This is a genomic window from Aeromonas ichthyocola (assembly GCF_046087985.1).
In the GTDB taxonomy this organism is placed as follows: domain Bacteria; phylum Pseudomonadota; class Gammaproteobacteria; order Enterobacterales; family Aeromonadaceae; genus Aeromonas; species Aeromonas rivipollensis.
On sequence record NZ_JBJSWH010000008.1, the window covers coordinates 30,961 to 56,285 of the forward strand.

Genomic DNA, 25,325 nt, shown 5'->3' on the forward strand with positions numbered 1-25,325 from the left:
GAGCCGTCGGCGCAAGCCGTGTTACTGCCTCAACAGCCCCGGGGTCAGGCGACGGCCTGCATCTGGGTGGTCATGGCAATCTCGGCGCGGCGGCGTTTCTCCGCCCTCGCCATCAGGTACCAGCTGCCGAAGGTGAACAGCGACACCGACAACAGGATCAGGCTGGCCACCGCGTTGATCTCGGGTTTCACCCCGAGCCGCACCGCCGAGAACACCTCCATCGGCAGGGTAGTGGAACCCGGACCTGAGACGAAGCTCGCCAGCACCAGATCATCCAGCGACAGGGCGAACGACATCATGCCGCCCGCCGCCAGCGACGGAGCTATCATGGGGATGGTGATGAGGAAGAACACCTTCCACGGCTTGGCGCCGAGATCCATGGCCGCCTCCTCGATGGAGAGATCCAGCTCCCGCAGCCGCGCCGACACCACTATCGCCACGTAGGCGGTACAGAAGGTGGTGTGGGCAATCCAGATGGTCAGCATGCCCCGCTCGGCGGGCCAGCCCACCAGCTGGGCCATGGCCACGAACAGCAGCAGCAGCGACAGACCTGTGATCACCTCTGGCATCACCAGGGGCGCCGTCACCATGCCACCGAACAGGGTGCGACCACGGAAGTGCGGGATCCGGGTCAGCACGAAGGCGGCCACAGTCCCCAGCGCCACCGCGGCTATGGCGGTGTAGAAGGCGATCTCCAGGGAGCGGAACACGGACCCAATCAACTGTTTGTTGTCGAGCAGACCGAAGTACCACTTGAGTGACCAGCCCCCCCATACCGTCACCAGCTTGGAGGCGTTGAAGGAGTAGATGACCATGATGACCATGGGCAGGTAGATAAACAGCAGCCCCAGCCACAGCATCAGCTTGGAAAAACCGAGACGTCTCATGCCTGACCCTCCAATACGCTTGTCTGGTTGCAGTTGAACAGGATGGATGCAGGGACTATCAGCAACGCCTTCTTCATACCTTGCCCTCCAGCTCTTTCGCCTGGTTGCGGTTGAACAGGATGATGGGGACTATCAGCACCGCCAGCATCACCACCGCCAGGGCGGACGCCACCGGCCAGTCGCGGTTGTTGAAGAACTCCTGCCACAGCACCTTGCCTATCATCAGAGTCTCGGGGCCGCCCAGCATCTCGGGGATGACGAACTCGCCCACCACAGGGATGAAGACCAGCATGCAACCGGCGATGATGCCGTTCTTGGAGAGTGGCACAGTGATCTGCCAGAACCGGGTCAGGTTGCGGGCACCGAGATCGGAGGCCGCTTCCAGCAGGCTCTGATCGTGTTTGACCAGGTTGGCGTAGAGCGGCAGCACCATGAACGGCAGGTAGGAGTAAACGATGCCGATGTAGACCGCCAGGTTGGTGTTGAGGATCTGCAAGGGCTCGTCTATCACCCCTATCCCCAGCAAGAAGCTGTTGAGCAGGCCGTTGTTGCTGAGGATGCCCATCCAGGCGTAGACCCGGATCAGGATGGCGGTCCAGGTCGGCATCATGATGAGCAACAGCAGAACTGTCTGGGTCTCCTTGTTGGCCCGCGCTATGGAGTAGGCCATGGGATAGCCGATCAGCAGGCACAGCAGGGTGCTGATGAAGGCCATCTTGAGGGAGCCCAGATAGGCCGCTATGTAGAGCTCATCCTCCTGCAGCAGCAGGTAGTTGCCCATGTGGAGCAAGATGGTGAGCTGATTGTCTGCCCAGGTCACCACGTCGGTGTAGGGCGGGATAGCCACATCCGCTTCGGCGAAGCTGATCTTCACCACTATGATGAAGGGCAGCAGGAAGAAGAGGAACAGCCAGAAGAAGGGGATGCCGATCACCAGCTGGCGTCCCCCCAACTGCTTGAGTCGTCTCAATGCCTTCATGATTGCAGCACCACGCCGCTGTCATCTTCCCAATAGAGGAACACCTGGTCATCCCAGGTTGGCCGCTTGCCGTGGCGTTCGGCATTGGCGATGAAAGCCTGAACGATTTTGCCCGAGGGCAGCTGGATGTGATAAACCGAGTGGCCGCCCAGATAGGCGATGTCATAGACCTCACCCTTGGTCCAGTTGAAGTCCGGATGCTCGATCTCCTCCGGTTTGTGCAGACTCATCAGCAATTTTTCCGGCCGCAGGGCGTAGGTCACCTTCTTGTTCTCGGCACGGGAGCTGATGCCGTGGCCCACGTAGATGGGCTGCTCCAGATCCGCGCAGGCGATGGTGGCGTGGTCCTGCTCATCTTCCACCAGCAGGCCGTCAAACAGGTTGACGTTGCCGATGAACTCGCACACCAGCCTGCTGGCCGGGGTTTCGTAGATGTCCATCGGGCTGCCGATCTGCTCGATGCAACCCAGGTGCATGATGGCGATCCGTTCCGCCATGGTCATGGCTTCTTCCTGATCGTGGGTCACCATGACGCAGGTTACGCCGACTCGCTCGATGATCTCCACCAGCTCCAGCTGCATCTTGGAGCGCAGCTTCTTGTCCAGCGCCCCCATGGGCTCATCCAGCAGCAGCAGCTTGGGGCGCTTGGCCAGAGAGCGGGCCAGGGCGACCCGCTGGCGCTGACCGCCGGAGAGCTGGTGCGGCTTGCGACGGGCATACTGGGTCATCTGCACCAGCTTGAGCATCTCCTCCACCCGGGCGTCGACCTCCGCCTTGGGCAGGCCATCCTGCTTGAGGCCGAAGGCGATGTTCTGCGCCACCGTCATATGAGGAAACAGGGCGTAGGACTGGAACATCATGTTGATGGGACGTTCATAGGGCGGCATGTCGGTAATGTCGACCCCATCCAGGAACAGCCGCCCCTCGGTGGGGCGCTCGAACCCGGCCAGCATCCGCAGCAAGGTGGACTTGCCGGAGCCTGAACCACCCAGCAGGGCGAAGATCTCGCCCTTGTGGATGTTGAGAGACACGTTATCGACCGCCAGCGTTTCGTCGAACTGCTTGCTTACCCTGTCTATTTTGACCAGCACTTCTTTACGCTGCTGGCTGCCCTCGAGGGCTTTCTTGTAGGCACTGGAGGCTATCGCCATTACCAAACTCCCAAAGGTGATACCGGCCGGGGCCGATCCATCAATACAATCTGGCGCCCCGGGATGGGCGCCAAGGTTAGGTTCCGGACTTGATCTTGGTCCAACTCCGGGTGATCAGGCGCTGCACCGAGCGGGGATGTGCTTCCTGCACATACAGACGCTCCAGCACCGCCTGGGGGGGATAGACTGACTCGTCATCGCGCACGGCCTTGTCCATGAACTCTCCCGCCTTGATGTTCGGGTTCGCGTAGCCCACGTAGTCGCTCACCTTGGCGATCACTTGCGGCTCGAGAATGTAGTTGATCAGGGCGTGAGCCTCTTTGACGTTGGTGGCATCGGAGGGGATCGCCATCATGTCGAACCACAGATTGCCCCCTTCCTTGGGGATGCTGTAGGCAATCTTGATCCCCTTGCCCGCCTCGTCGGCCCGGGCCGCCGCCTGCAGTATGTCACCGGAGAACCCCGCCGCCACACAGATGTCGCCATTGGCGAGATCCCCTATGTACTTGGAGGAGTGGAAGTAGGTCACATAGGGGCGCACCTTGAGCAACTGCTCTTCGGCACGCTTGAGATCCGCAGGATCGTGGCTGTTGGGGTTGAGGCCGAGGTAGTTCAGGGCTGCCGGGATCATCTCGTCCGCCGAGTCGAGGAAGGCCACCCCGCAATGGGAGAGCTTCTTCATGTTTTCCGGTTCGAAGATGATGGCCCAGGAGTCAATCTTGTCGACCCCGAGTGCCGCCTTGACCTTGTCGACGTTGTAACCGATGCCGTTGGTGCCCCACAGATAGGGCACGGCGTACTGATGACCCGGATCCACCTTGTCGAGCTGCTTGAGCAGCAGGGGATCCAGATTGGCCAGATTGGGCAGCAGGGCGGGATCCAGCTTCTGGAAAGCCCCCGCCTGGATCTGCTTGGCCAGGAAATTGTTGGAAGGCACGACCAGATCGTAACCGGTTCGTCCGGTCAGCAGCTTGCCCTCCAGCGTCTCGTTGGAATCAAACACGTCGTAGACGGTCTTGATCCCGGTCTTCTGCTGAAAGTCACTGAGGGTGGTCTCGCCGATATAATCGGACCAGTTGTAAAAGTGAACCACAGGGGCTGCCTGGGTCAGATTTGCAAACCCCAGGGTCAGGGCCAGCGTTGCCATCTTGGTCATGTGCACTTATCAGTCCTCGTTTGTGTGATTTTGCCAGTCGCGCATCCATACGCGCCGTCCAACCTGTCGGGTGGTCACCACCCTCCCGGCCGAACTGCGGACCGGGAGGGGTACTCGTCACTTACTTACCTGATTTGATCTTGGTCCAGCTGCGGGTCATCAGACGCTGCACCTTGGCCGGCAGATCCGGGAAGGTGTAGATCTTCTTGAGGGTGTCCGCCGTCGGGTAGATGCCCGGATCGGTACGGATCGCCTCGTCCACCAGCGGGGTGGCTGCCTTGTTGCCGTTCGGGAACTGCACCACGTTGGTGATGTTCGCGATCACTTCCGGCTTCATCAGATAGTTGATGAAGGTGTGGGCTGCCTCGACGTTCTTGGCATCCGCCGGGATGGCGATCATGTCGAAGAAGCTGCCAGCCCCCTCTTTCGGAATGGTGTAAGTCAGACTGACACCGTTCTTGGCTTCGGCGGCACGTGCCTTGGACTGCTGCAGGTCACCTGAGTAACCCACCGCCACGCACAGGTTGCCGTTGGCCAGATCCGAAATGTACTTGGAGGAGTGGAAGTAGGCGGTATAGGGGCGGATGGAGAGGAACAGCTCCTCAGCCTTCTTCAACTCGTCCGGCTTCTGGCTATCCGGCTTGAAGCCCAGGTATTGCAGGGCGGCCGGCAGCATTTCGGTCGGCGAGTCGAGGAAGGAGACACCGCACTCCTTCAACTTGGCCATGTTCTCCGGCTTGAACACCAGATCCCAGGAGTTGACCGGCGCATCGGCACCCAGCACGGCCTTCACCTTCTCGGCGTTGTAGGCGTAGCCAATGGTGCCCCACAGGTAAGGGATGGAGTACTGGTTGCCCGGATCGCTCGGTTCGAGCGCCTTGAGCAGATCGACATCCATGTTCTGCCAGTTGGAGAGTTTGGACTTGTCCAGCTTCTGGAAGACACCTGCCTTGATCTGCTTGGCCAGGAAGGGGTTGGACGGCACGACGATGTCATAACCCGAACTGCCCGCCAGCAACTTGGCTTCCAGCACCTCGTTGCTGTCGAACACGTCATACACCACCTTGATGCCCGTCTCCTTCTGGAAGTTTTCCAGCGTATCCGGCGCGATGTAATCGCTCCAGTTATAGACGTGCAGCACCTTCTCGTCGGCCATCGCCCCGGTACTCATCATGACCAGCGCCACGGAAGCAGCCATCATTCCCTTTTTAAAAGACATAGTCCTTGTCTCCTAAGCAAATTGTATGCGTAAGCCAATCTGCCCGGTTTCAGCCTATTCCTGCAGCTTTGCAGCCGTCAGATCCAGACTGAGCCTGGCCAGTTTGACCAATTCATCCACCTGTTCCTCGGTGATCACCAAGGGGGGCGATATGATCATGGTATCGCCGACAGCCCTCATCACCAAGCCATTGTTAAAACAGAACTCCCGACAGGTCATCCCGGCGTGCAGTTCGGCCGGGAAACGACGTTTCGTCTGTTTGTCCTGGACTATTTCCAACGCGGCAACCAGGCCTTTTCCCCGGGTTTCTCCCACCAGCGGGTGATCGGCAAGCTCGCTCCAGCGGCGCTGCAAATAGGGGCCGATACTATCATGAACGCGCTTAACTATGCTCTCACTTTGCATAAGCTGGATGTTGGCAATGGCCACGGCGCAGGCCACCGGATGACCGGAATAGGTGAAGCCGTGGTTGAACTCGCCCCCCTCTTCCACCAGCACCCTGGCGACCCTGTCCCCCACCATCACGGCTCCCATCGGCAGGTAACCCGAGGTGATGCCCTTGGCCAGACACATGAGGTCAGGCTTGATGCCGAAGCCTTCGCTGGCGAACCAGTGGCCGGTGCGACCGAAACCGCAGATCACCTCGTCGGCGATGAGCAGGATGCCGTACTTGTCACAGATACGCTGGATCTCGGGCCAGTAGCTGTCGGGGGGAATGATGACGCCGCCGGCCCCCTGGATAGGCTCGCCGATGAAAGCCGCCACCTTGTCCACCCCCAGCTCCAGAATCTTCTCTTCCAGCTGGCGGGCACGGGCCAGGCCGAACTCGTGGGCGCTCATGCCCTCACCTTCACCGAAGTGATAGGGCTGATCGATGTGGACTATGCCGGGAATGGGCAGGCCACCCTGGGCGTGCATGCCCTTCATGCCCCCCAGACTGGCGCCCGCCACCGTGGAGCCGTGATAGGCGTTGTGGCGGCTGATGATCACCTGCTTGTCGGGCTGCCCCTTGCTGGCCCAGTAGTGACGCACCATGCGCAGCACGGTGTCGTTGCACTCCGAGCCCGAGCCGGTGAAGAAGACGTGGTTGAGATGGGGCGGCGTGATCTCGGCCAGCAGGGTCGCCAGTTCGGCGGCGGGGGGATGGCTGGTCTGGAAGAAGAGGTTGTAATAGGGCAGTTGCTGCATCTGTTTGGTGGCGGCATCCACCAGCTCCTGGCGGCCATAGCCCAGGTTGACGCACCACAGGCCCGCCATCCCGTCCAGGATGCGGCGCCCGTCGGAGTCTTCCAGATAGACCCCCTCGGCCTTGGTGATGATGCGGCTGCCCTTCTTGTTCAGGGCCTGAAAGTCGGTAAAGGGATGCAGGTGGTGGCTGGCATCCAGTTGCTGCCACTCGCGGGTGGTCTGCTTCATTGCTTGCTCCTCGGTTCCTTCGATTTAAGCGATGTTTGTTCGTCAATTGCTGAGGGCGGCTGGCACTCTCCCGGTCACTGTTACTCACGGGCGGAATGCTGCGTTGCTTGCTCCTCGGTTCCTTCGATCTGAGCGATGTTTGTTCGTCAATTGCTGAGGGCGGCTGGCCCACGGGCACAGTGCGGCCGCGAGCGGGCGCCATCAGCCGCCCCTCACGAGCCAGTGCCATCTTGCTTTGAGAGTGACGGGAGGGATCTGCGCCCCTCCCGAGACGGGTCAGACGTTCAGCAGTAGGAATTCCCGTTCCCAGCGGCTGATCACCCCGAAGTAGGTCTCGTACTCCTTGCGCTTGACCGCGACGAAGGCGCGAATGAAGCGCTCCCCCAGCATGTCCTTGATGGGCTCGCACTGCTCCAGATGGCTGAGCGACTCCTCCAGGGAACGGGGCAGGCTGTAGGGCAGGTCATAGGCACTCGCCTTCATCTCCTGCATCGGCTCCAGCTTCTCCAGCATGCCGAGGTAGCCGCAGGCCAGGGTGGCGGCCAGCGCCAGATAGGGATTGGCGTCGGCACCGGCGAAGCGGTTTTCGACCCGGCGCGCGCTCGGCTCGGAGAAGGGCACCCGCAGGCCGCAGGTGCGGTTTTCCACGCCCCACTGCACGTTGCGCGGCGCGCTCTCGCCGAAGGTGAGGCGGCGGTAGGAGTTGACGTTCGGCGCCAGCAGGGCGGTCACCGCCGGGGTGTACTTCTGCAGGCCGGCGATGAAGTGCATGAACTGCTCGGAGTTGCCCCCTTCGCTGGTGCCAAACAGGTTGCGCCCCTCGGCATCTTCCAGGCTCTGGTGGATGTGCATGGCGGAGCCCGGCTCATCGCTCATGGGCTTGGCCATGAAGGTGGCATAGATGCCGTGACGGTGTGCCGCTTCCCGCATGGTGCGCTTGAACAGGAACACCTGGTCGGCGAGATCAATGGCGTCACCGTGCAGGAAGTTGATCTCCATCTGGGCGGCGCCGGACTCGTGGATCAGGGTGTCTACCTCCAGCTCCTGGGCCTCGCAGTAGTCGTACATGTCCTCGAAGATGGGATCGAATTCGTTGACCGCATCTATGCTGAACGACTGGCGAGCCGTCTCGGGGCGGCCGTTGCGGCCCACCGGCGGCACCAGCGGATAGTCGGGGTCTTCATTGCGCTTGACCAGATAGAATTCGAGCTCGGGGGCCACCACCGGCTTCCAGCCCTGCTTCTCGTAAAATGACAGGACCCGGCGCAGCACGGAGCGCGGCGCTATGTCGATCAGCTTGCCATTGATGTCGAAACAGTCGTGGATCACCTGAGCCGTGGGCTCCAGTGCCCAGGGCACGAAACGAATGGTGTTGGGATCGGGATAGAGCTGCATGTCCCGCTCCAGCGGGTCAATCATGCTGTCGTCATCCGGGTACTCGCCGGTAACCGTCTGGGTGAAGATGACCTCGGGCAGCCGCATGCCCCCTTCGCGCAGAAACTTGTTGGCTGGAATGATCTTGCCTCGGGCATTGCCGGTGAAATCCGGGAACAGGCACTCCACTTCCGTGATGCGATTGCTCTCCATCCAGCCCTTGATACTGTCCATGTTAAACCCCGACTCTACGGTTGTCATTGGCAAGGGTGTCTAATATAAGGAACACCCTTGTTAAGAAAATGTAATCGACCTCACCATAAAAGCCCGTGATAAAGGCCTTTGTCAAGCAGTGGTGTTTAAAAAACTATAAACAATGGCCGATATAATGACCAATGCGGCACCAAATACTAAACACTCTGTGTCACGATCAGCTCACTGCAAGCACGATGCCAAGGCTGGACATAACCTGCTCGATACTCAGTCAGCCCCTGTCGGAGCGGGCCCATTTCTTTGCAAGGGCGCACAATCCTTATCCAATTCTCTTTGCATACCTGCATTTTTTTGGTACAAGGCCCGCCCTGATTTGCACTCTCCTGCATGGATTTGGTGCAAATCGGACTACAGGGGCTTGGTCTGCGGGCCTAAAGCCCCCATAAATGGGAAAAATTGGGAAACTGACTGGTAGCAAACCCTATGTGTGATTTCATGACTGAAGACCAACTGGCCTTTTACAAGGGTCAGATCGAGCGACAAATCCTCGAGCTCGAAGAGCGTCTCAACTCCCAAGCCAGCCAGGCCATCGCCACCGATACCAACGAGATGGCCGATGAAATTGATCGTGCCAGCATCGAGGAGGCCCGCCGTCTGGAGCTGAACCGCATCGAGCACGACAAGCTGCATCTGCGCAAGCTGAAAGGGGCGCTGAGACGCATCAATGAAGGGGACTTTGGTTACTGCGAGTCCTGCGGTGACGAGATCTCCCTCAAGCGGCTGCAGGCTCGTCCTGAGTCCCGCTTCTGCGTCGAGTGCCAGAGCACCAAGGAATTCAACGATACCCACGTGTTCCGCCGCGTCGCCTGATGCGCCAGTGAACCGTCACCACCTTGTCGCACCGGGCCGCTGGCAAGGCAGTGTGCAGGCACCGGCGTCCGTGTAGACAGACGAGCATGCCGGGCTGCACATGAACCTTGTTTGCGGCTTCACAGCAAGAGCGTGACAACTTCTGTTAGACTCCGGGCAAGTCCCGGACTCTACAGGAGATCAGAGCGTGAAATGGCTCATCAAGCTGTGTTTGTGCCTGCCGCTGCTGGCACAGGCGCAGACTCTCACCGTCAAGGTCCCCAGCCGACCGATCAATGACCTCGACAGCGAATACCAGCTCAAGCTGCTGGAGCTGGCACTCGACCGTGCCGGACAGCCCTACAAGCTGGAGCGGGTCGACCTCAATCTCAATCAGTTCACCCTGCAGCAGGAGCTGCGCAAGGGCAAAACCATCAATGTGTTCTGGATGGGTACCTCCAGCGCCCTCGAATCCGCCCTGATCCCCGTCCCCATTCCGCTGTTCCGCGGTCTGGAAGGGCTGCGGCTGTCGTTCATTCACAGCGATGCCCAGGAGAAGTTCAACCAGGTCAACACCCTGACGGATCTCAAGCAGCTGAAAGCGGCACAGGGGGTCGGCTGGGCCGACAACAAGATCCTGGAGCAGGCGGGCATAGCGACCTATGCGGGGCGCTACAGCAACCTGTTCCGCCTCATCAACGACGGTGACAAGCTCGACTTCTTCCCCCGCGGTCTGGTGGAGATCTTCGCGGAACGCCGTGAGCTGGCGGCCCAGTACCCCAATCTCGCCATAGAGCAGCACCTGCTGATCCGCTACCCCTTCGCCGAGTTCTTCTTCGTCAGCCCAGAGTCCCCCAAGCTGGCCAAGGCGATCCAGACCGGACTGGAGCGGGCCTATGCCGACGGCAGCTTCATGACCTTCTTCCACGAGAATCCCAGGATCCGCGAGGCCCTGGCCAGCGCGAACCTGGAGCAGCGGGTCACCATATCCCTGCCCAACCCGGACATGACCCCCTTGCTCAGGAGCATTCCAGCCCAATATTGGGACTATCCGCCCAAGCAGGGACAGTAATGCCGGGGCTGGGACTATCCCCCCAGGCAGGGACAGTAATGCCGGGGCTGGGACTATCCGCCCAAGCAAGGGCAGTAACGCCGGGATTCCAGACCCCTATTTGTTGGGACTATCCCCCAGACAGGGGCAGTAACGCAGCCAAGCATTCGCCGCCACAAGGGCGTTAGTCTCTGACCATCGGCTCGCAGGGAATAAGCGGGCCGGTTTCAACTGCCGCACCAGGGAGGTGCCATGAAACGACTCGACGACTGGTTCAGCGACTACGGCCAGAGCCACCAGCACCCGGTCAATGTAGCCATCCACAAGGTGGCGGTGCCCGGTATCTACCTCTGTACCCTGGCCCTGCTCTGGTGCCTGCCGGCCGGGCCCTTGCCACCCACCCTCAACTGGGCGGCGCTGGTTGCCATTCCGGTGCTGGCCTTCTACCTGCAGCTGTCGTTTGCCCTGTTCGTGGGAATGGCGGCGCTGACCGCGCTGGGACTGGCCCTCTGCCACAGCTGGCAAGGCCCCTTGCTGTGGCCCGCCCTGTCCGGCTTCGTGCTGCTCTGGGTAGCCCAGTTCGTCGGCCACCGGATAGAGGGGAAGCGCCCCTCTTTCCTCGCCGACCTGCAATTTCTGCTGGTAGGCCCCGCCTGGGTGCTGGCCAGCCTCTATCGTCGCTTGGGCATCCCCTACTGAGGGAGTCCAAAGGAGAAACCATGACACACTATTTCCCCCTCACTCGCGCCCTGCCTCTGCTGCTGGGCATGCTGTTTGCCGGTCCGGCGCTGGCCGACAAGGCCGATCCCGTCGGCGAGGTGAGCACCGCCTTCAAGCTGGTCGGCCCCAATCACAAGATCCTGGTGGAGGCGTTCGACGACCCCAAGATAGCCGGCGTCGCCTGCTATCTGGCGCGCCCCAAGACCGGGGGCGTCAAGGGCGGTCTCGGGCTGGCGGAAGATCCCTCCCACGCCTCACTGTCGTGCCACCAGACAGGTCCCATCACCCTGCCCGCCAAGCTCAAAGCCGGGGAAGAGGTGTTCGACGTCAGCACCTCGCTGGTGTTCAAGGAGCAGAAGGTGGTGCGTTTTTACGACGAGAAGCGCAATGCCCTTGTCTATCTGACTTACAGCACCAAGTTGGTGGATGGTTCGTACAAGAGCGCAGTGAGCGCCGTCCCCATCATGCCCTGGGGCTGAATCCCCACCATTTATCCCGTGATGACGGTCACTATTTGTTGTAATTTAACCACATCATTATCTGCGGAGAGCGCACCATGAGAGTCGCCGTTTTCAGTACCAAGAGCTACGACAAGGAACACTTCAATCAGGCCAACAGCCAGTACGGCTTCGAGCTGGAGTTCTTCGACGTGCGGCTGGAGGCCAAGACAGGTCTGCCTGTTCGTCAATGACGATGCCGACCGGGAGGTGCTGACCGAGCTGGCCGCCAACGGCACCAAGGTGATCGCCCTGCGCTGCGCCGGTTACAACAACGTGGATCTGGTCGCCGCCAAGGAGCTGGGGCTGAAAGTGGTGCGGGTGCCCGCCTACTCCCCAGAGGCGGTCGCCGAACACGCTGTGGGCCTGATGATGACCCTCAACCGCCGCATCCATAAGGCCTACCAGCGCACCCGCGACGCCAACTTCTCCCTGGAAGGCCTGGTCGGCTTCAACATGCACGGCCGCACCGCCGGCATCATAGGCACCGGCAAGATCGGCATCGCCACCCTGCGCATCCTCAAGGGCTTCGGCATGCGCCTGCTGGTGAGCGACCCCTACCCGAGCCAGGCGGCCATCGATCTGGGGGCCGAGTACGTGGACATCGACACCCTGCTGCGCCAGTCCGACGTCATCAGCCTGCACTGCCCCCTGTTCAAGGAGAACTACCACCTACTGAACAAGGAGGCCTTCGCCAAGATGAAGGACGGTGTGATGATCATCAACACCAGCCGGGGCGGCCTGCTCGACTCTAACGCCGCCATCGAGGCCCTCAAGACCTCCCGCATCGGCGCCCTGGGGCTGGATGTCTACGAGGAGGAGGAAGATCTCTTCTTCGAGGACAAGTCCAACGAGGTGATCACCGATGACGTCTTCCGCCGTCTCTCCGCCTGCCACAACGTGCTGTTCACCGGTCACCAGGCCTTCCTGACCCGGGAGGCGCTGCACGCCATCGCCGACACCACCCTCGGCAACATCCAGGCCATCGAGAGCCAGGGCCGCAGCGACAACGAGGTGGAGTGACCCCTCCCCTGGCGATGAAAGACAGAGGGAGCCACTCCCTCTGTACTTTGCGCCGACAGGCGCCCCGCTCCTCCTATTGCACCCTGCGATCTCAATAACCATGGCGCCGGGTTGTGAGACCCGACGTCATCAGGTAGGCTACCAGCCCTTTTTTACTCAGGAGCCTGGCCGCCATGTTTATCGGATTTGATTACGGTACCTCCAACTGTGCCGTCGCCGTGATGGAACAGGGCAGCCCCAGGCTGCTGACCCTCTCCGGTTCCCACTACCTCCCCTCCACCCTGCACGCCCCGCACCGGGACGCCATCGCCGGCCTGCTGGCCGAACGGCTGGCCAGCACCCAGCAAGCGGAATACCTCAAGCTGCGCGGCCCCGTGGTGACCCGGGCCCAGGCGGTGCGTCGCCAGATGCGCGAAGAGGGGCTCATCGACGAACTCAGCTTCGGCGGGGCGGCGCTGGAGCGCTACCTGGAGGAGCCGGATGACGGTTACTACATCAAGTCGCCGAAATCCTTCCTCGGGGCCTACGGCCTCAAGGCGCCCCAGATTGCCCTGTTCGAGGACATCGTCTGCGCCATGATGCTGCACGTCCGCCACGAGGCGGAGCAGCAGACAGGTGCCCCCGTGCGCCAGGCGGTGATTGGTCGCCCGGTCAACTTCCAGGGGCTGGCCGGGGAGGAGAGCAACCGCCAGGCCATCGCCATCCTGGGTGAGGCTGCCCGCCTCGCCGGCTTCGAGCGGGTGGAGTTTCTCTACGAGCCGGTCGCCGCCGGCTTCGAGTTCGAGGCGCGCCTCACCGAGGATGCCGTGGTGCTGGTGGTGGACATAGGCGGCGGCACCACCGACTGCTCCATGCTGCGCATGGGCCCCAGCCACCGCGATCGGCTCGATCGCAGCGGCGATCTGCTCGGTCACAGCGGCCAGCGCATCGGCGGCAACGACTTCGACATCCGCCTGACGGTGGAGGGCATGATGCCGCTGCTCGGCATGCACGAGACCCTCAAGACCGGCAAGCCCCTGCCCCACCCGCTGTTCTGGGACGCGGCCGCCATCAACGACGTCAGCGCCCAGAGCCGCTTCTACAGCCTGGATACCGCCCGCCAGCTGCAGGATCTGCAGCTCGACAGCCAGCCCGGCAGCAAGCTCTCACGGCTCGCCAGCCTGCGGGCCCACAAGCTGAGCCACCAGCTGGTGTGGCGCGCCGAGCAGGGCAAGATCGCCCTGTCCGACCATGAGCTCAATCACCAGACCCTGAACGAGCTGGAGAAGGGGTTGGAGGCTGAACTCACTCGCCCTCAGCTGGCCAGTGCCTCGGCCCCCCTGCTGGAGAAGATTGGCGAGCTGATGGACGAGGCGATCGCCGCCGCCGGCGTGTCGCCGGACCGGGTCTTCGTCACCGGTGGCAGCGCCCGCTCCCCCCTCATCAAGGCCTTCATTCGCCAGAAGCTGCCCGCAGTGCCTCTGGAGGGAGGGGATGACTTCGGTTCGGTCGCCTCGGGCCTTGCCCGCTACGCCGAACGGCTGTTCGCCGGCTGATCCCCGACACGCCAAAGGCTACCCACCACATCCCCTCTGGAAGGAGGGGATGACTTCGGTTTGATAACCTCGGGCCTGGCCTGCTACGCCGAGCGGCTGTTCGCCGGCTGAGGTACCGGCAGGGGTCCATGGGCGACCCCTGCTGCCTGAAACGAGGCTCGCCCGGGGCGGGTGTTGCCATTTACCGACACCCCCCTTCCCCTGAGGGCGACAGAAGCGGTCGGGCCGTCCCCCCCTCGCCCTGCCTCCCGGGCCATGGCACGGGTATGCTTGTCGCTCCCATCACCGGAGCCCCTTCCATGCCCAGATTTCTACTACTGCTGCTCGCCCTGATCCTGCTCAGCGCCTGCAGCAGTACTCCCCGCTTCGCCTCGCAAGATCTGCAGCACCACCACTGGGTGCTCGACAAGCTGGATGGCCAGGCCATCCCAAGCAGCCGCATCAATCCCCCCGACATCGAGATAGGGGAGCACTTCACCGTCAATGGCATCGCCGGGTGCAACCGCTACTTCGGCCAGGGCCATCTCGAGGATGACAGACTCTGGGTTACCAGCCTCGGCAGCACGGCCATGGCCTGCCCGCCCCGGCTCGACCAGATCGAACAGGCGGTACTCGCCACCCTGATGGAGGGGGCGACCCTGAGCGGCACGCCACAGACCCTGATCCTGACCGGAAAACGGCACCGTTTGGAATACAGACTGCGAGACTGGGTGTACTAGGGCTCACAAAACCACTCGCCGACAGGAACAACTGGCCCAGCTGTGGCACAATATGAGGCACTGTTCGCAATGGAGGCTGCCTCAGCCATGTCGATGGATCGCCTGTTTGGCAAGATCAAACAACTGCCCACAATCCCGAAGCTGCTGCACGAGCTGATGCAGAGTTTCAACGATGAGAATGCCCGCATCGACGAGATCGCGGCCAAGATCGCCATGGACCAGGTGATCAGTGTCAAGGTGCTGCGGATGGCCAACTCCGCCGCCCTGCGCCGGGGCAACGAGGTGACCTCCATCGAGCAGGCGGTGATCCGCCTCGGCTTCAACCGCTTGCGCTCCGTGGTGGTCGCCTCCGGCATCATCAGCAGCTTCAAGGCCCCCCCGGGCTTTGACAAGCACCGCTTCTGGACCCAGACCTTCCAGGTCGCCACCATAGCCCGCACCCTGGCCCAGCAGACCAAGGCGGTTGATCCGGAGAGCGCCTTCACCTGCGCCCTCATTCACAACATCGGCGAGCTGCTGATCCAGAGCACCCTGCCGGAGGAGGCCGGGCTCATCAACCTGGCTATCGAGAAGGGGAGCAGCCGGGTCGAGGCCCAGCGGGAGATGCTGGGGTACGACTATGCCCAGCTCGGCGCCGAGCTGGCGAAGCGCTGGAACCTGTCGGCCTCCTTCGTCGATGCCATCGCCCAGCAGCTGGATCCCCTCTCCCACGATCCGGTCAGCAAGGAGGCGGTGCTGATCCGGCTCTCCGTCTTCGTCTCCTTCGCCTGGCACGCCGGGGTATCGGCCCAGACCATCATAGCGCGCTTCCCCAAGCCGCTGGCCGACCAGCTCGGGCTGGATCCCGCCACCCTGGCGGATCAGCTGGAGCAACTCCACGAGCAGGGCAATGCCCTCGCCGACCTCCTGACCCAGTAGCCTCTGGCCACCCTCTGATGCAGTAGATACCATGACCCATCCCTTCCTGTATCATCCCCAGGTGGCACCCTGGTTCAAAGAGAGTGCCGATACCCTGTTGCTCACCCTGTTCAGCGAGCTGGACGCCCCCATCCGCGAGGTGTGGCTGCGTCACGAGCCGGACAACGAGGAGTATCTGGTAGCCATGCGCCCTGTCTCGACCCGGGACAGACTGCAGGTCTGGCAGGTCGAGCTGCCGCTGGCCAAGGGGCAGGAGATCCACCTCTACTGCTTCAAGTGCCTCACCGACCAGGAGCAGTGGTTGCTGCACGGGGCGGGCGTCAGCGCCGCCATGCCGCCGCGCGAGCAACATTTCCGCTTCAACAGCCATCACCAGCCGCCGACCTGGGTACAGGATCAGGTCTTCTACCAGATCTTCCCGGACCGCTTCTGCAACGGCGATCCGTCGCTGAGCGTCAAGCATCACGAGTACGAGTACCGCGGCAAGGCGGTCATCAGCAAGGCCTGGGGGGAACCGGTCAGCCGCCACGAGGAGGGCCACGGCGCCTGCGAGTTTTACGGCGGGGATCTGGCGGGCATAGACGCCAAGCTGCACTATCTGCAATCCCTCGGGGTGACGGCGCTCTACCTCAACCCCATCTTCGATTCGCCGAGCAACCACAAGTACGACACCCAGGATTACTACAGCGTCGACCCGCACCTCGGCACCAATGCCCAGTTTGCCGAGCTGACCCGCAACCTGCATCAGCGCGGCATGAAGATCATCCTGGACGCCGTGGTCAACCACACCTCCACCGACCACCCCTGGTTCTGCCCGCCGCTGGGAGCCCAGAGCAACCCGGACTCCCCCTGGCGCAGCTTCTACACCTTCGACCAGGAGGGGGATTATGTCAGCTGGAAAGGCATTCGCAGCCTGCCCAAGCTGGACTTCGCCAGCGAGCAGGTGCAGGACGCCGTGTATCGGGCAGACAACGCCATTCTGCGCTACTGGATGCGCGCCCCCTACCAGATCGACGGCTGGCGCTTCGACGTCATCCATATGCTGGGGGAGCGGGGCTCGGCCATGGGCAACAGCGGCCATGTGCGCGCCATTCGCGGCGCCGTCAAGCAGGAGAACCCAGACGCTTACGTGCTCGGCGAACACTTCTTCGAGGCGAGCCAGTGGCTGCAGGGGGATCAGGAGGACGGCGCCATGAACTACTACGGCTTCGCCCACCCCATCCGCGCCTTCCTGGCGGGGCAGGACATCGCCTATCACCCCATCAAGATCAGCGCCGAGGAGCTGGACAGATGGCTCAAGCTGGCCCGGGCCCATATCCCGTTCAAGAACCAGCTGGCCCAGTTCAACCTGCTGGACAGTCATGACACCGCCCGCTTCCTCCACCTGCTGGGGGAGGACAAGCAGCGCATGCGGCTCGCCGCCACCCTGCTCATCACCTACATAGGCGTGCCCTCCATCTACTACGGCGACGAGGTGGGGCTCTCCGGCGGCAACGATCCGGACTGCCGTCGCTGCTTCCCCTGGGACACCACAGACTGGGATCATGTGCTGCACGATCACTATCGCCGCCTGATCCAGCTGCGCCGCCAGCGTCCGGCCCTGCGCCGGGGCGACATCCAGACCCTCTACGCCGGCCCTCACAGCTATGTGTTCGCCCGCACCCTGCAAAGCGATCAGGTGGTGGTGGCCTGCAACCGCCACCCGACCGAGCCGCGCACCATCAGCCTGCCCCTGTGGCAGACAGCCAGCCCCGCCAGCCGCTTCACCGACGCCTTCAACGGCGACAAGTTCGAGGTAGTGCAAGGGGAGGTGCAGCTCACCATACCGGCCAACTCGGCCAGGGTGCTGCTCTCCAGCTGATGAAGAGATACTATCAAATAAATGGCGGGCTCTGTCCCGCCATTATTACCGGCAGACTTAAATTCCCTACCAGTAAAATTAAAATGATTTACTGCATGTCACCCTGACGATCCTCACCACTCTTAAGCCTTTAATCAGGCATCACTAAACACTTCGACATGATCATATGTGATTCCGTTAGCCTTCACTGTCTCAAATATTTCTTTATAGAAACTTGATGCAATCACCAGGTTACTGACATGCTTATTACGGATTTTCTCAAAATAACTCACCTTGAGATTCACTCCAGGCACAGTGCGACCGGCTTTATTCTGATCGCCATCAACGACCATGATATTTGTGCCATCCAAAACCTCTTTCTCAACCCCGTTCAACAAAATAACGGATGCAGAACCAGCCCCCCACCAAACGACGCTGCCTGCCTTTCTGAGAAAGGCATTGACTCTATTGCGAGATGCATCGCACCGCTGCTTAAATATTGAGAGATTCTCGATATAACCTGCTTTATCAAAGGCCACTTCAATGTCGTTGTAACGTGTATTTTCAGCTTTTACAAAGACAACCCTCAAACTGTCATTCTCAACGCAGTGATATATTATTTTGAGTTTGTTATCACGGGCCAGGCCTTGCATGAAGTAGATGTTATAGTAGAAGAGGTGCTGTACATGGAAACCACCGAAGTCAGGGACCTCAATGATTATCCTTCCGGTATCATTCAAGGTTTCAGACATTAATTTAAAGATGGAGAAGGGATCTTCAAAATGCTCAAACACATGCATAAGATAGTAACCATCTATCTTGTCCTGAACATGGCGTGCATTAAAATAACCTTTTATGACGTTAAGCCCCAAGCCCTTCGCAATATCGGCTTGGGGGCCTGGCTCAATTCCTGTTACATTGGAGAATCCGATGTCGTTCAGTTTTTTCAACAAATAGCCTTCTGAACAGCCAATCTCAAATATTTTTTCATCTTTGCCAAAATGACTGGCGATGGTATTAATCATGCCGTCATACTTAGAAGCGCCGATATTATTCAGCGGAGATATATATAGATAGTTGTCATATATTTCCGTCAGCTCTTCCGATGATAACTTCTTGGATGCAAACCCCACCAGGCAATCCTTGCAGGCACTGACCTGCAATTCCGATACCTTTACCGGAAAATCACCAGAGTAGGCAGATAAAACGGCTGGCATCTTGCGTTCAAGGAAAACCAATGTGTTATCACTGTGACAATATGGACATCTCATGATCCTCTCCTAAAGATATGATCAGGATTGATGAAACAAGGTTGTTCGAACGCGTTGTCTCTGGATTCTCATCCATCACATCATGCAACGAAGTACCTATTCTCAACGACGACTACACCTGCGCAGAACCCCTGCATCGATTAGCTTTCTAGCCAAGGGCTCGACCCGCCAAAACGGTACGTCGATGACCTCGGCAATCTCAAACAGGCTCATATGGCCATCGCTGTACGCCAGCAAGTTCATCATATCCCTCACCTGATCGCCGGAATCACGTGTAGACAGATTCGGATAGAGGCCACGTCGTCCCAGCTGGGGTTCGCCCAATACGGTGGCCTCACAACATTCATCCAACTCCAGACACTCGATCGCTCGCCGTAACGCCAGGAAGCTATCCGCCAGGCCCCGTGGCGTGACCAGGGTAAGGTCATCCAATGAGGTGTGATATTCAGCATAGCAACCGTATTTACTGCGCATCATAGTTGTGACTGGCAGGTCTATTCCGGGGGCACATAACTGACGTTCGTTGGACCCTCGGTCAAGATAGCTATACACCATATAATCAGGTGCAATATGACCCAGCACATGGCGTCCAATACGATCAGCTAAAGAATTCCCCTGCCTGGACGGTAAGAAAGAGTAACACCTCTCGTCCCCCATGCAGGTGAGATTAAAACCGGCCAACGTATGAGACTTGAGGTGCTCCAGATGACGAGAAAGATAAACGATGGCCCCAATTGTCTCAGGGACAAGCATCAATCGATAGCTGTAGCGACGCTTGGGCAAGGAGGCAAGCCAGGCCATCAGAAATACCCCGACGCCAGGGCCGGACAACTCGTTGTTGGCCATGGAAGGATGGCAAACATAGCTGGATAACAAAACCTCCTGCTCGCTCTCCCCTGGCAACACCCACTCGGCATAAGTCAGTGAGCCTGGTTGCAAACTGGTATCGATCACAACCTCATAATTTCCTTCCGGCAACGCTTCCCGCACATTATTGGGTAAACAAAAGCCCCAACGGCGCTGGTAATAAGATGTGATATAGGGGATAGCGTCCGGCAGTTCGGGCAATGAATGCAGATATGGCTGCAATTCTGCCAGCGACAGGGTACAACGCACTGGCTCAGAATAACCGACCAGGTGCAAGTTGCTGTCCTTGAAGTCAACGACCTTGTGCCCGTCAGGCCCTACGATATAAGCCTGCCTTACATTCCACTCATCGGGCACTGTCCAGTCGAAGCATGTGGTCCCGCTTTCCACCTCATGGATGGTCAAATCAGGCAAGCAGTGCTGCCGGATCAAGGAGAGTGTTTGCCGAACCCCCTCACCAGTCAGGCTACGATTGAGTGGGAACAGCAAGGTTAAGAATCGATGCAGCTGTTCACCGAGTTGAGCCTGATCGCTCCAGTCTATGGGAAGATAACCACCAGTATGCATCGGTGTTGTCATTGTCATGCAACGTCCTCAATCAGCTCAACAATATGCCCCAAGGGGCTTAGAAAAAACTGGACATGAGATCCACCAAAGGCGATTGCCGGCTGGCTGGGTCCTAGAGGAAGATGACGTTGCTCACGCAGTCTGACGGCGCTCTCCTGCAGGCAAGGCACCCGATAGGCAAGATGGTTGATGACATTGCGCCGGGTCTTGAGTACCTGAGTCACGGGGCTGTCCTCACTGGCCGGGGCAACCAGTTCGTAACACAGCCCATTTTCATCGTGTACAAACTGCACCCAGACCCGCTGCAGTGGATCTTCAACTGCCACCGAGAAGCGGTTCAGCCCCAGCACGTCGCGACAATAGGCCACACCGCTAGCCAGGTCCGGCACGACCAGTCCAATATGATCAAATTGCATGAGGCACTGCTCCCGCCCGGATCAGGGCGTATGGTGCCACCGCCATTAACTCGCCGGCAGCCAGCATAAAATCGCGGCACGAGACGGCCCAGACAGGCACCCGCTGGCACAGAGCCTGGCGCCAGACACCCCGAGCCTGCAGCAAGGCCACCAGCCGGGAGAGGTCGATCTCGCTGGCCAGAGACAGGTCGCGCACATAGTAGTTTGCCTGCCACTCCCGCAAGCGGCCGTCTACTCGCACCTGACCCGCAAATGCTTTGTGATAGCGGTAGGCGACGGCCAGCCTCTGCTCTACGTAGTGGGTGAAGGTGATACGGTCAGGGTGACAACCCAGCCCCAGCAGCCAGCCATCTTGCTCCGCCAGCCAGCCAAAGGGGCTCTCTTGGCCGAAACAATCGTGACACTCCCGGGCCACCAGAGAGGGTCCATATGGGCCACTTATCGCCATACTGAAGATGGGATCCAGCGTACGCACCACGCCTTCACGCTGCCGGAATACTTCCGTCATCAGCCCCACCTTGCTCGGGGTCTGCGCAGAATCGAAGCACTCGCCCGCCATCGGGCTATAACTGAAGGTCGGCACCAACAAGTGCCCGCCCAGCCACTGCTCTAGGTATGTCCAGAAGGCTGCGATGCCCGCGGCGTTGCCCATGCCGGCAAACTGGGCCACCACCATGGCATCCGAGTGCACCATCAGGGCGCCGCCTCTGGGGATCCCCAACTCGGTCAGCGCCTGCTCGAACGCCTGCTTCACACGGCGACCCCTTTGCGCAGCAAAGCTTGCTTGATGTCGGCCAGACTCTTCAGCTCAGCCAGCTCGTTCGGCTCGAAACGCACGCCATAGTGCTGCTCGACCAGCAACAGCAGGTTGAAGTGGCCCAGAGAGTCCCACTCGGGAAAACTGCCGAGGGCTGACTGTTCATTGACGCTGGCCTGGGGGAACTGCTGGCGTGCCAGCGCGATAAGGTCATTCATTGGCATAAAACTCCAAAAAAGGGGAGAGAGAGGGAGGGGAGAGCCAGGCTGAGAAACACCTCGTCCGCCAGCGGCATCAACCCCGCTGGAGTGGTTATCGGCCGGGTTGGCAGGCTCGCCAGAAAATCCCGTGCCGGCAGATTACGCTCTGTAGCGACCAGGCTGATGACCAGTTCGGTCCTGCCTTGCGCCTGCAACCGGTTCGCCAGTTGCGCCAGCAGCCAGTATTCGAAACCACGTCCCAGCACCCGGCAACTGATGGCCAGGGTATCCAGCAGCGCCCTGCCCTCGTCGAGCGGGCGCACCACCAGCAGAGCCGTCATACCGTGGTCGGCAAATCTGTCCCGTAAGCTAGCCAGCCAGACCTCACCACCCTCAGCGGCCAGCCGGGCCAGTTCCGCCGCCTGATAGCGGCGGGCAGAGAGATTGAACTGATTGGTCTTCTGGCTGAGTTGTTCGGCTCGCAACTGGTTGCCCGGGGAGAGCGGCTGCCAGTCGGCATGCAGCGCCAATTGCCGCAAGAAGGCGTGCTCATCGCCCAGTTGCTGACGCACCTCATTTGCCTGGGCTTGCGCCTGATAGGAATGCTGGCGCAGGCCGTCATCCTGACTCTGGTGGCGACTGCACAGGGCCGGCAGCGTCATCAGGGCATCCGGCCACCCCCAGATGTCGGCAGGGGGGGTGACCACCATCACTTCGGGACAATTGGCCCGGACTTCAGCACGCTCCAGCTCGCTGTCATCCCAAAATACCAGGCTGTCCAGCCCGACATTGAGTCGCGCGGCTAGCCGCCGCAGCCCCTGGGGATTTGGGCTCCCAGCCGATTTCGGCAGCAGCGATGTGCTGACGTGCCAGCACCATGCCCGGATGCTCATCAAACAGTCGCCACACATCGTCTGCCAGATTCTTGGAACAGAGCGCCAATATGACGCCCTGCCCGTGCCAGTAACAGGCGGCCTGCTGGAAGGCCTGATAGAGACGCCCCACCCCATCCTGCCCCAGCAGGATGCCACCCACACCGTCTTCGCCAACCACGCCTCCCCACAGGGTATTGTCACAGTCGAGCACCAGCACCTTGTGGGCGGGTTGCTGCAGCCGCTGCAACAAGGGGACAATCCACTGCGCCAGGCTGGCCAGACCGACCATGGAGAAGGGGCAGGACATCAGATAGAGGTTGCGCCGGTCAAAGCAGTGATGTCGGCCATGCTGTTGCAGCCAGAGCGGCAGGTGCAGATCGTCCATGCCGGGTTGTTGCTGCCGCAGGCGAGCCATCTGCTGCTCAAACGCACTTGCCAGCGCGGCGAGCGCGGCAGGGGCCGGGCCATAGACGGAGAGTGGCGCGTGGCTGCAGGCACCGACCAGCAGATGATCCTGCGGGCGGCGCTGCAGATACTGCAACAGGGGCTTGCAGAGCGCATCGACGAAAGCGGCTACGGCCAACTGCTGCTCATCCTGCGTCAGACGACCCCATGCCTGCAGGGTCTGGACTGGCACCAGATCTTCCCACAGCCAGATGATGATGTGAGTCTGGGCCGCGGCATCGGCAGCCTGGTTCATCAGCGTCTGCAGCCACTGACCATGGGGAGCCACCTGCACCTCGCCATATTCTGCAAGAGGTCGCCAGGCAAGGTTGCCCGGCATCAAGAACGAACTGCCACTGAGATGAAGCATGGTCATGACCTTCCCCACTGCACTACCGGAACCATCCCGGCGACCGACAAATGGGATGATCGTGTTTGATCTTCATGAAAAACAAAAGCTTTTTCAGCCATCTTCAGTAGTTGATGCTGACATAGGGCACTTCAGTCACATCCCACGCCTGCTTGAGGTAGACGGTGAGCACGAAGAAGAAGTTGGCCAGCAGGTTGGCGAAGCGATAGAGGATGGGGTCGAAGCTTACGCCGCTCTCTTCGAGGCGCACCAGCAGGCGCACCACCTTCTTGCTGCCGCAGCGGCACAGGTGCAGGGTGGGAATGGGCTGGGGTCCCTGGGGCAGCACGAAACCCGTGACCCGACCGCGGCTCGCCTCGTTGTAGTGATCGTAACGCCCCTTCAGCCAGTCCAGATCCTCCTCGAAGATGCCGAGCTTGCCGCGCACCGAGCCGTTGAGGTTGTAGATGAGCCGCTGCAAGATCGCCAGATCCGCCAGCATGGGCTGGGTGTCGGCATCCGGCACCAGGTGGGAGAGCACGGCCCCCACCTGGCAGCAGAGCTCGTCGGTGGCGATCTCGTAGTCACACTGGAACTGGGTCTCGAAGATGAAGGGGTAGCAGAGCTCGCGCTTGTCTCTTGGCTTCTTGGGGTTCATGGCATCGTCTGGCTGGAGAAAAGGGCAGTTTGCCAGCCCCGGCCCGGGCTGGCAAACACCGCATCAGAGGGGCGACGAACCGGGATCAGGTCGTCGCCATCTGCTGGCCGAGCAGCCTCATGGCCTCCAGCATCCGCTGGTTGAAGCCCATGAAACCGGCGCCCTCGGCCGCCTCGCTCTGGCCTCGCGCCGCCAGCACCGCAGGGGTCAACGCCTGCTGCTGGGCGGGCGGCAACAGGGCATCGGCCTGCTGCTGCAGCTGACTCAGCTTCGGCAGGTAGTCCGCCAGCGGCTTGAGCCCCTCCTGCAGCGAATGGGCCCCCTGATAGGTCTGGCTCAAGCGGGCCGACTGCTTGAGCTTGAGGGAATAAGAAGCCAGCTGGCTGTCATCCAGTTTCAGCTCGCTCGCCTTATCCAGCAGATCCTCGAAGTTGCCGGAGAAGAAATTCCCCGCCAGCTCGTCGATCCCCTTGACCAGCTTGCCGATGGACTCCATCTCGTCGCTGCTGAATCCCCCTCCAGCGAGAAGCTGAAGCTCTGGCTCGACTTGAGGCTGAACTGGCTGCCGCTGTCGTCCTTCTGGGACTTGCTCTGCCAACTGTCGTTGAAGCGCAGCACCACCTTGTCGCCATCCTTGGTCTGGATCTCCAGATAGCCCTGCTGGCGGCTGGCCATCTTGGCCGCCCCCTATATCGGTCGGGGAGACCTTGCCGAAGAACTCCTTCTCGAACTCGTCGAGCCCCTTCTGGATCAGCTTGTAGCTCTGATCGATACCCGTCTTGATATCCTCATTGTCGGTTGCCCAGTCGCCGAGCTGCTTGCGGGCATCACCGAACCCCTTGTCCACCCCTTTGCGCGCCTGCTCCATCATGCCGGTCAGATCCTCATCGGATTTGCCATCGGCCCGCGCAGCGCCAAGTCGGCCAGTGACAAACTGCAGCACGTTGTCCGCCACCGACTGGAAGTCGAACAGGTCTCCGGCGTGATCACCTCCGGCTCCTGCACCTTGGGCGCCTTATAACCCTGGCCATTGATCTCCAGCGCAAACTGCAGCGCCTGCTGGATCAGCACCTGCGCCCATTTGGGCGGCTTGTGTAAAGAGACCTCTTCCTCGCGACTCAGTGGTTTTGACTCTGCCTGTTGCGGCGTTTTGGGAGAGACACCCACTCCCTTGGGTTGGGCTGCGCCCATGCCTTCGATCTGCATAATGTGTCCTCCCACCATGCTTGTGGATCGGTTATCGGCCTGACTGAACACTTCTTGACCACAAAATACTGGACAATCTACTGCGGCCTTTTAAAATCCACACCCTTTGGGTGGCCTGTTGCCTTCTCCCGGTTTCTGCCCGGCCTGGCCGGTGTGCATGTGAGGTAT

The 25,325-nt window shown here is 60.5% G+C and carries 21 protein-coding genes and 3 pseudogenes; 9 read left to right on the forward strand and 15 right to left on the reverse strand.

What is annotated here, in order from left to right:
* Window positions 1-44: 44 nt before the first annotated feature.
* From ACF2JD_RS20460 to ACF2JD_RS20490, 7 genes are all read right to left on the reverse strand, one after another.
* Window positions 45-887, reverse strand: coding sequence for an ABC transporter permease subunit (locus ACF2JD_RS20460; protein ID WP_163148364.1), 843 nt, complete (start codon window positions 885-887; stop codon window positions 45-47).
* Between the two features lie 73 nt (window positions 888-960).
* Window positions 961-1,866, reverse strand: coding sequence for an ABC transporter permease subunit (locus tag ACF2JD_RS20465; RefSeq protein WP_111910851.1), 906 nt, complete (start codon window positions 1,864-1,866; stop codon window positions 961-963).
* Window positions 1,863-3,017, reverse strand: a complete 1,155-nt coding sequence (gene potA / locus ACF2JD_RS20470; RefSeq protein ID WP_005328474.1) for a polyamine ABC transporter ATP-binding protein — start codon at window positions 3,015-3,017, stop codon at window positions 1,863-1,865. Before potA ends, ACF2JD_RS20465 begins: the two co-directional genes overlap by 4 nt.
* 76 nt (window positions 3,018-3,093) lie before the next feature.
* Window positions 3,094-4,173 (reverse strand): polyamine ABC transporter substrate-binding protein, encoded by a 1,080-nt coding sequence (locus ACF2JD_RS20475; protein ID WP_205598900.1) that lies wholly within the window; start codon window positions 4,171-4,173, stop codon window positions 3,094-3,096.
* Window positions 4,174-4,294: 121 nt separating this feature from the next.
* The gene (locus ACF2JD_RS20480) at window positions 4,295-5,392 is read right to left on the reverse strand and encodes an extracellular solute-binding protein (RefSeq protein ID WP_106885489.1); all 1,098 of its coding nucleotides are present in this window, start codon (window positions 5,390-5,392) and stop codon (window positions 4,295-4,297) included.
* A 54-nt stretch (window positions 5,393-5,446) separates the two neighbouring features.
* On the reverse strand, window positions 5,447-6,808 hold the full coding sequence (locus tag ACF2JD_RS20485; RefSeq protein WP_163137489.1) for an aspartate aminotransferase family protein: 1,362 nt from the start codon (window positions 6,806-6,808) through the stop codon (window positions 5,447-5,449).
* Window positions 6,809-7,084: 276 nt separating this feature from the next.
* Window positions 7,085-8,416, reverse strand: coding sequence for a glutamine synthetase family protein (locus tag ACF2JD_RS20490; protein ID WP_106885487.1), 1,332 nt, complete (start codon window positions 8,414-8,416; stop codon window positions 7,085-7,087).
* 462 nt (window positions 8,417-8,878) lie between these two features.
* Between ACF2JD_RS20490 and ACF2JD_RS20495 the strand changes: the two genes are divergently transcribed.
* The 9 genes and pseudogenes from ACF2JD_RS20495 (at window position 8,879) to malZ (ending at window position 17,568) form a co-directional block, all read left to right on the forward strand.
* Window positions 8,879-9,265 (forward strand): TraR/DksA family transcriptional regulator, encoded by a 387-nt coding sequence (locus tag ACF2JD_RS20495; RefSeq protein ID WP_025328724.1) that lies wholly within the window; start codon window positions 8,879-8,881, stop codon window positions 9,263-9,265.
* Window positions 9,266-9,452: 187 nt separating this feature from the next.
* On the forward strand, window positions 9,453-10,316 hold the full coding sequence (locus ACF2JD_RS20500; protein ID WP_440988094.1) for a hypothetical protein: 864 nt from the start codon (window positions 9,453-9,455) through the stop codon (window positions 10,314-10,316).
* 231 nt (window positions 10,317-10,547) lie between these two features.
* A complete protein-coding gene (locus ACF2JD_RS20505) occupies window positions 10,548-10,994 on the forward strand; it encodes an Mpo1-like protein (protein ID WP_440988095.1) in 447 nt (148 codons plus the stop codon).
* A gap of 20 nt (window positions 10,995-11,014) precedes the next feature.
* Entirely contained in the window at window positions 11,015-11,494 is a 480-nt protein-coding gene (locus ACF2JD_RS20510) for a CreA family protein (RefSeq protein ID WP_338889733.1), read from the forward strand.
* A gap of 77 nt (window positions 11,495-11,571) precedes the next feature.
* Window positions 11,572-12,535: pseudogene (locus tag ACF2JD_RS20515) on the forward strand (2-hydroxyacid dehydrogenase).
* 173 nt (window positions 12,536-12,708) lie between these two features.
* Entirely contained in the window at window positions 12,709-14,070 is a 1,362-nt protein-coding gene (gene yegD / locus ACF2JD_RS20520) for a molecular chaperone (protein WP_139744718.1), read from the forward strand.
* A gap of 299 nt (window positions 14,071-14,369) precedes the next feature.
* Window positions 14,370-14,789 (forward strand): META domain-containing protein, encoded by a 420-nt coding sequence (locus tag ACF2JD_RS20525; RefSeq protein WP_111910846.1) that lies wholly within the window; start codon window positions 14,370-14,372, stop codon window positions 14,787-14,789.
* 69 nt (window positions 14,790-14,858) lie between these two features.
* The gene (locus ACF2JD_RS20530) at window positions 14,859-15,707 is read left to right on the forward strand and encodes an HDOD domain-containing protein (RefSeq protein WP_440988096.1); all 849 of its coding nucleotides are present in this window, start codon (window positions 14,859-14,861) and stop codon (window positions 15,705-15,707) included.
* Window positions 15,708-15,738: 31 nt separating this feature from the next.
* Window positions 15,739-17,568 carry a maltodextrin glucosidase gene (gene malZ / locus ACF2JD_RS20535; RefSeq protein ID WP_440988097.1) on the forward strand — a complete coding sequence of 610 codons (1,830 nt, stop codon included), beginning with the start codon at window positions 15,739-15,741 and terminating at the stop codon, window positions 17,566-17,568.
* Between the two features lie 134 nt (window positions 17,569-17,702).
* Here malZ and ACF2JD_RS20540 read toward each other — a convergent pair whose 3' ends face one another.
* The 8 genes and pseudogenes from ACF2JD_RS20540 to ACF2JD_RS20575 all read right to left on the reverse strand — a co-directional run bounded on the left by ACF2JD_RS20540 (window position 17,703) and on the right by ACF2JD_RS20575 (window position 25,157).
* Window positions 17,703-18,764, reverse strand: a complete 1,062-nt coding sequence (locus ACF2JD_RS20540) for a methyltransferase domain-containing protein (protein WP_440988098.1) — start codon at window positions 18,762-18,764, stop codon at window positions 17,703-17,705.
* Window positions 18,765-18,920: 156 nt separating this feature from the next.
* Window positions 18,921-20,264 (reverse strand): DUF4910 domain-containing protein, encoded by a 1,344-nt coding sequence (locus tag ACF2JD_RS20545; RefSeq protein WP_440988120.1) that lies wholly within the window; start codon window positions 20,262-20,264, stop codon window positions 18,921-18,923.
* 2 nt (window positions 20,265-20,266) lie between these two features.
* On the reverse strand, window positions 20,267-20,668 hold the full coding sequence (locus tag ACF2JD_RS20550) for a VOC family protein (RefSeq protein ID WP_234677686.1): 402 nt from the start codon (window positions 20,666-20,668) through the stop codon (window positions 20,267-20,269).
* A complete protein-coding gene (locus tag ACF2JD_RS20555; protein ID WP_234677685.1) occupies window positions 20,658-21,422 on the reverse strand; it encodes an AAC(3) family N-acetyltransferase in 765 nt (254 codons plus the stop codon). Before ACF2JD_RS20555 ends, ACF2JD_RS20550 begins: the two co-directional genes overlap by 11 nt.
* Window positions 21,419-21,643 carry an acyl carrier protein gene (locus tag ACF2JD_RS20560; RefSeq protein ID WP_139744724.1) on the reverse strand — a complete coding sequence of 75 codons (225 nt, stop codon included), beginning with the start codon at window positions 21,641-21,643 and terminating at the stop codon, window positions 21,419-21,421. The genes ACF2JD_RS20555 and ACF2JD_RS20560 overlap by 4 nt, the downstream gene beginning before the upstream one ends.
* Window positions 21,636-23,320, reverse strand: a pseudogene (locus ACF2JD_RS20565) (HAD-IIIC family phosphatase). Before ACF2JD_RS20565 ends, ACF2JD_RS20560 begins: the two are co-directional and overlap by 8 nt.
* 97 nt (window positions 23,321-23,417) lie before the next feature.
* Window positions 23,418-23,951: an ATP--cob(I)alamin adenosyltransferase gene (locus ACF2JD_RS20570; protein ID WP_440988099.1), complete on the reverse strand. Its 534-nt coding sequence runs from the start codon at window positions 23,949-23,951 to the stop codon at window positions 23,418-23,420.
* Between the two features lie 85 nt (window positions 23,952-24,036).
* Window positions 24,037-25,157, reverse strand: a pseudogene (locus ACF2JD_RS20575) (DUF5610 domain-containing protein).
* Between the last annotated feature and the right edge of the window lie 168 nt (window positions 25,158-25,325).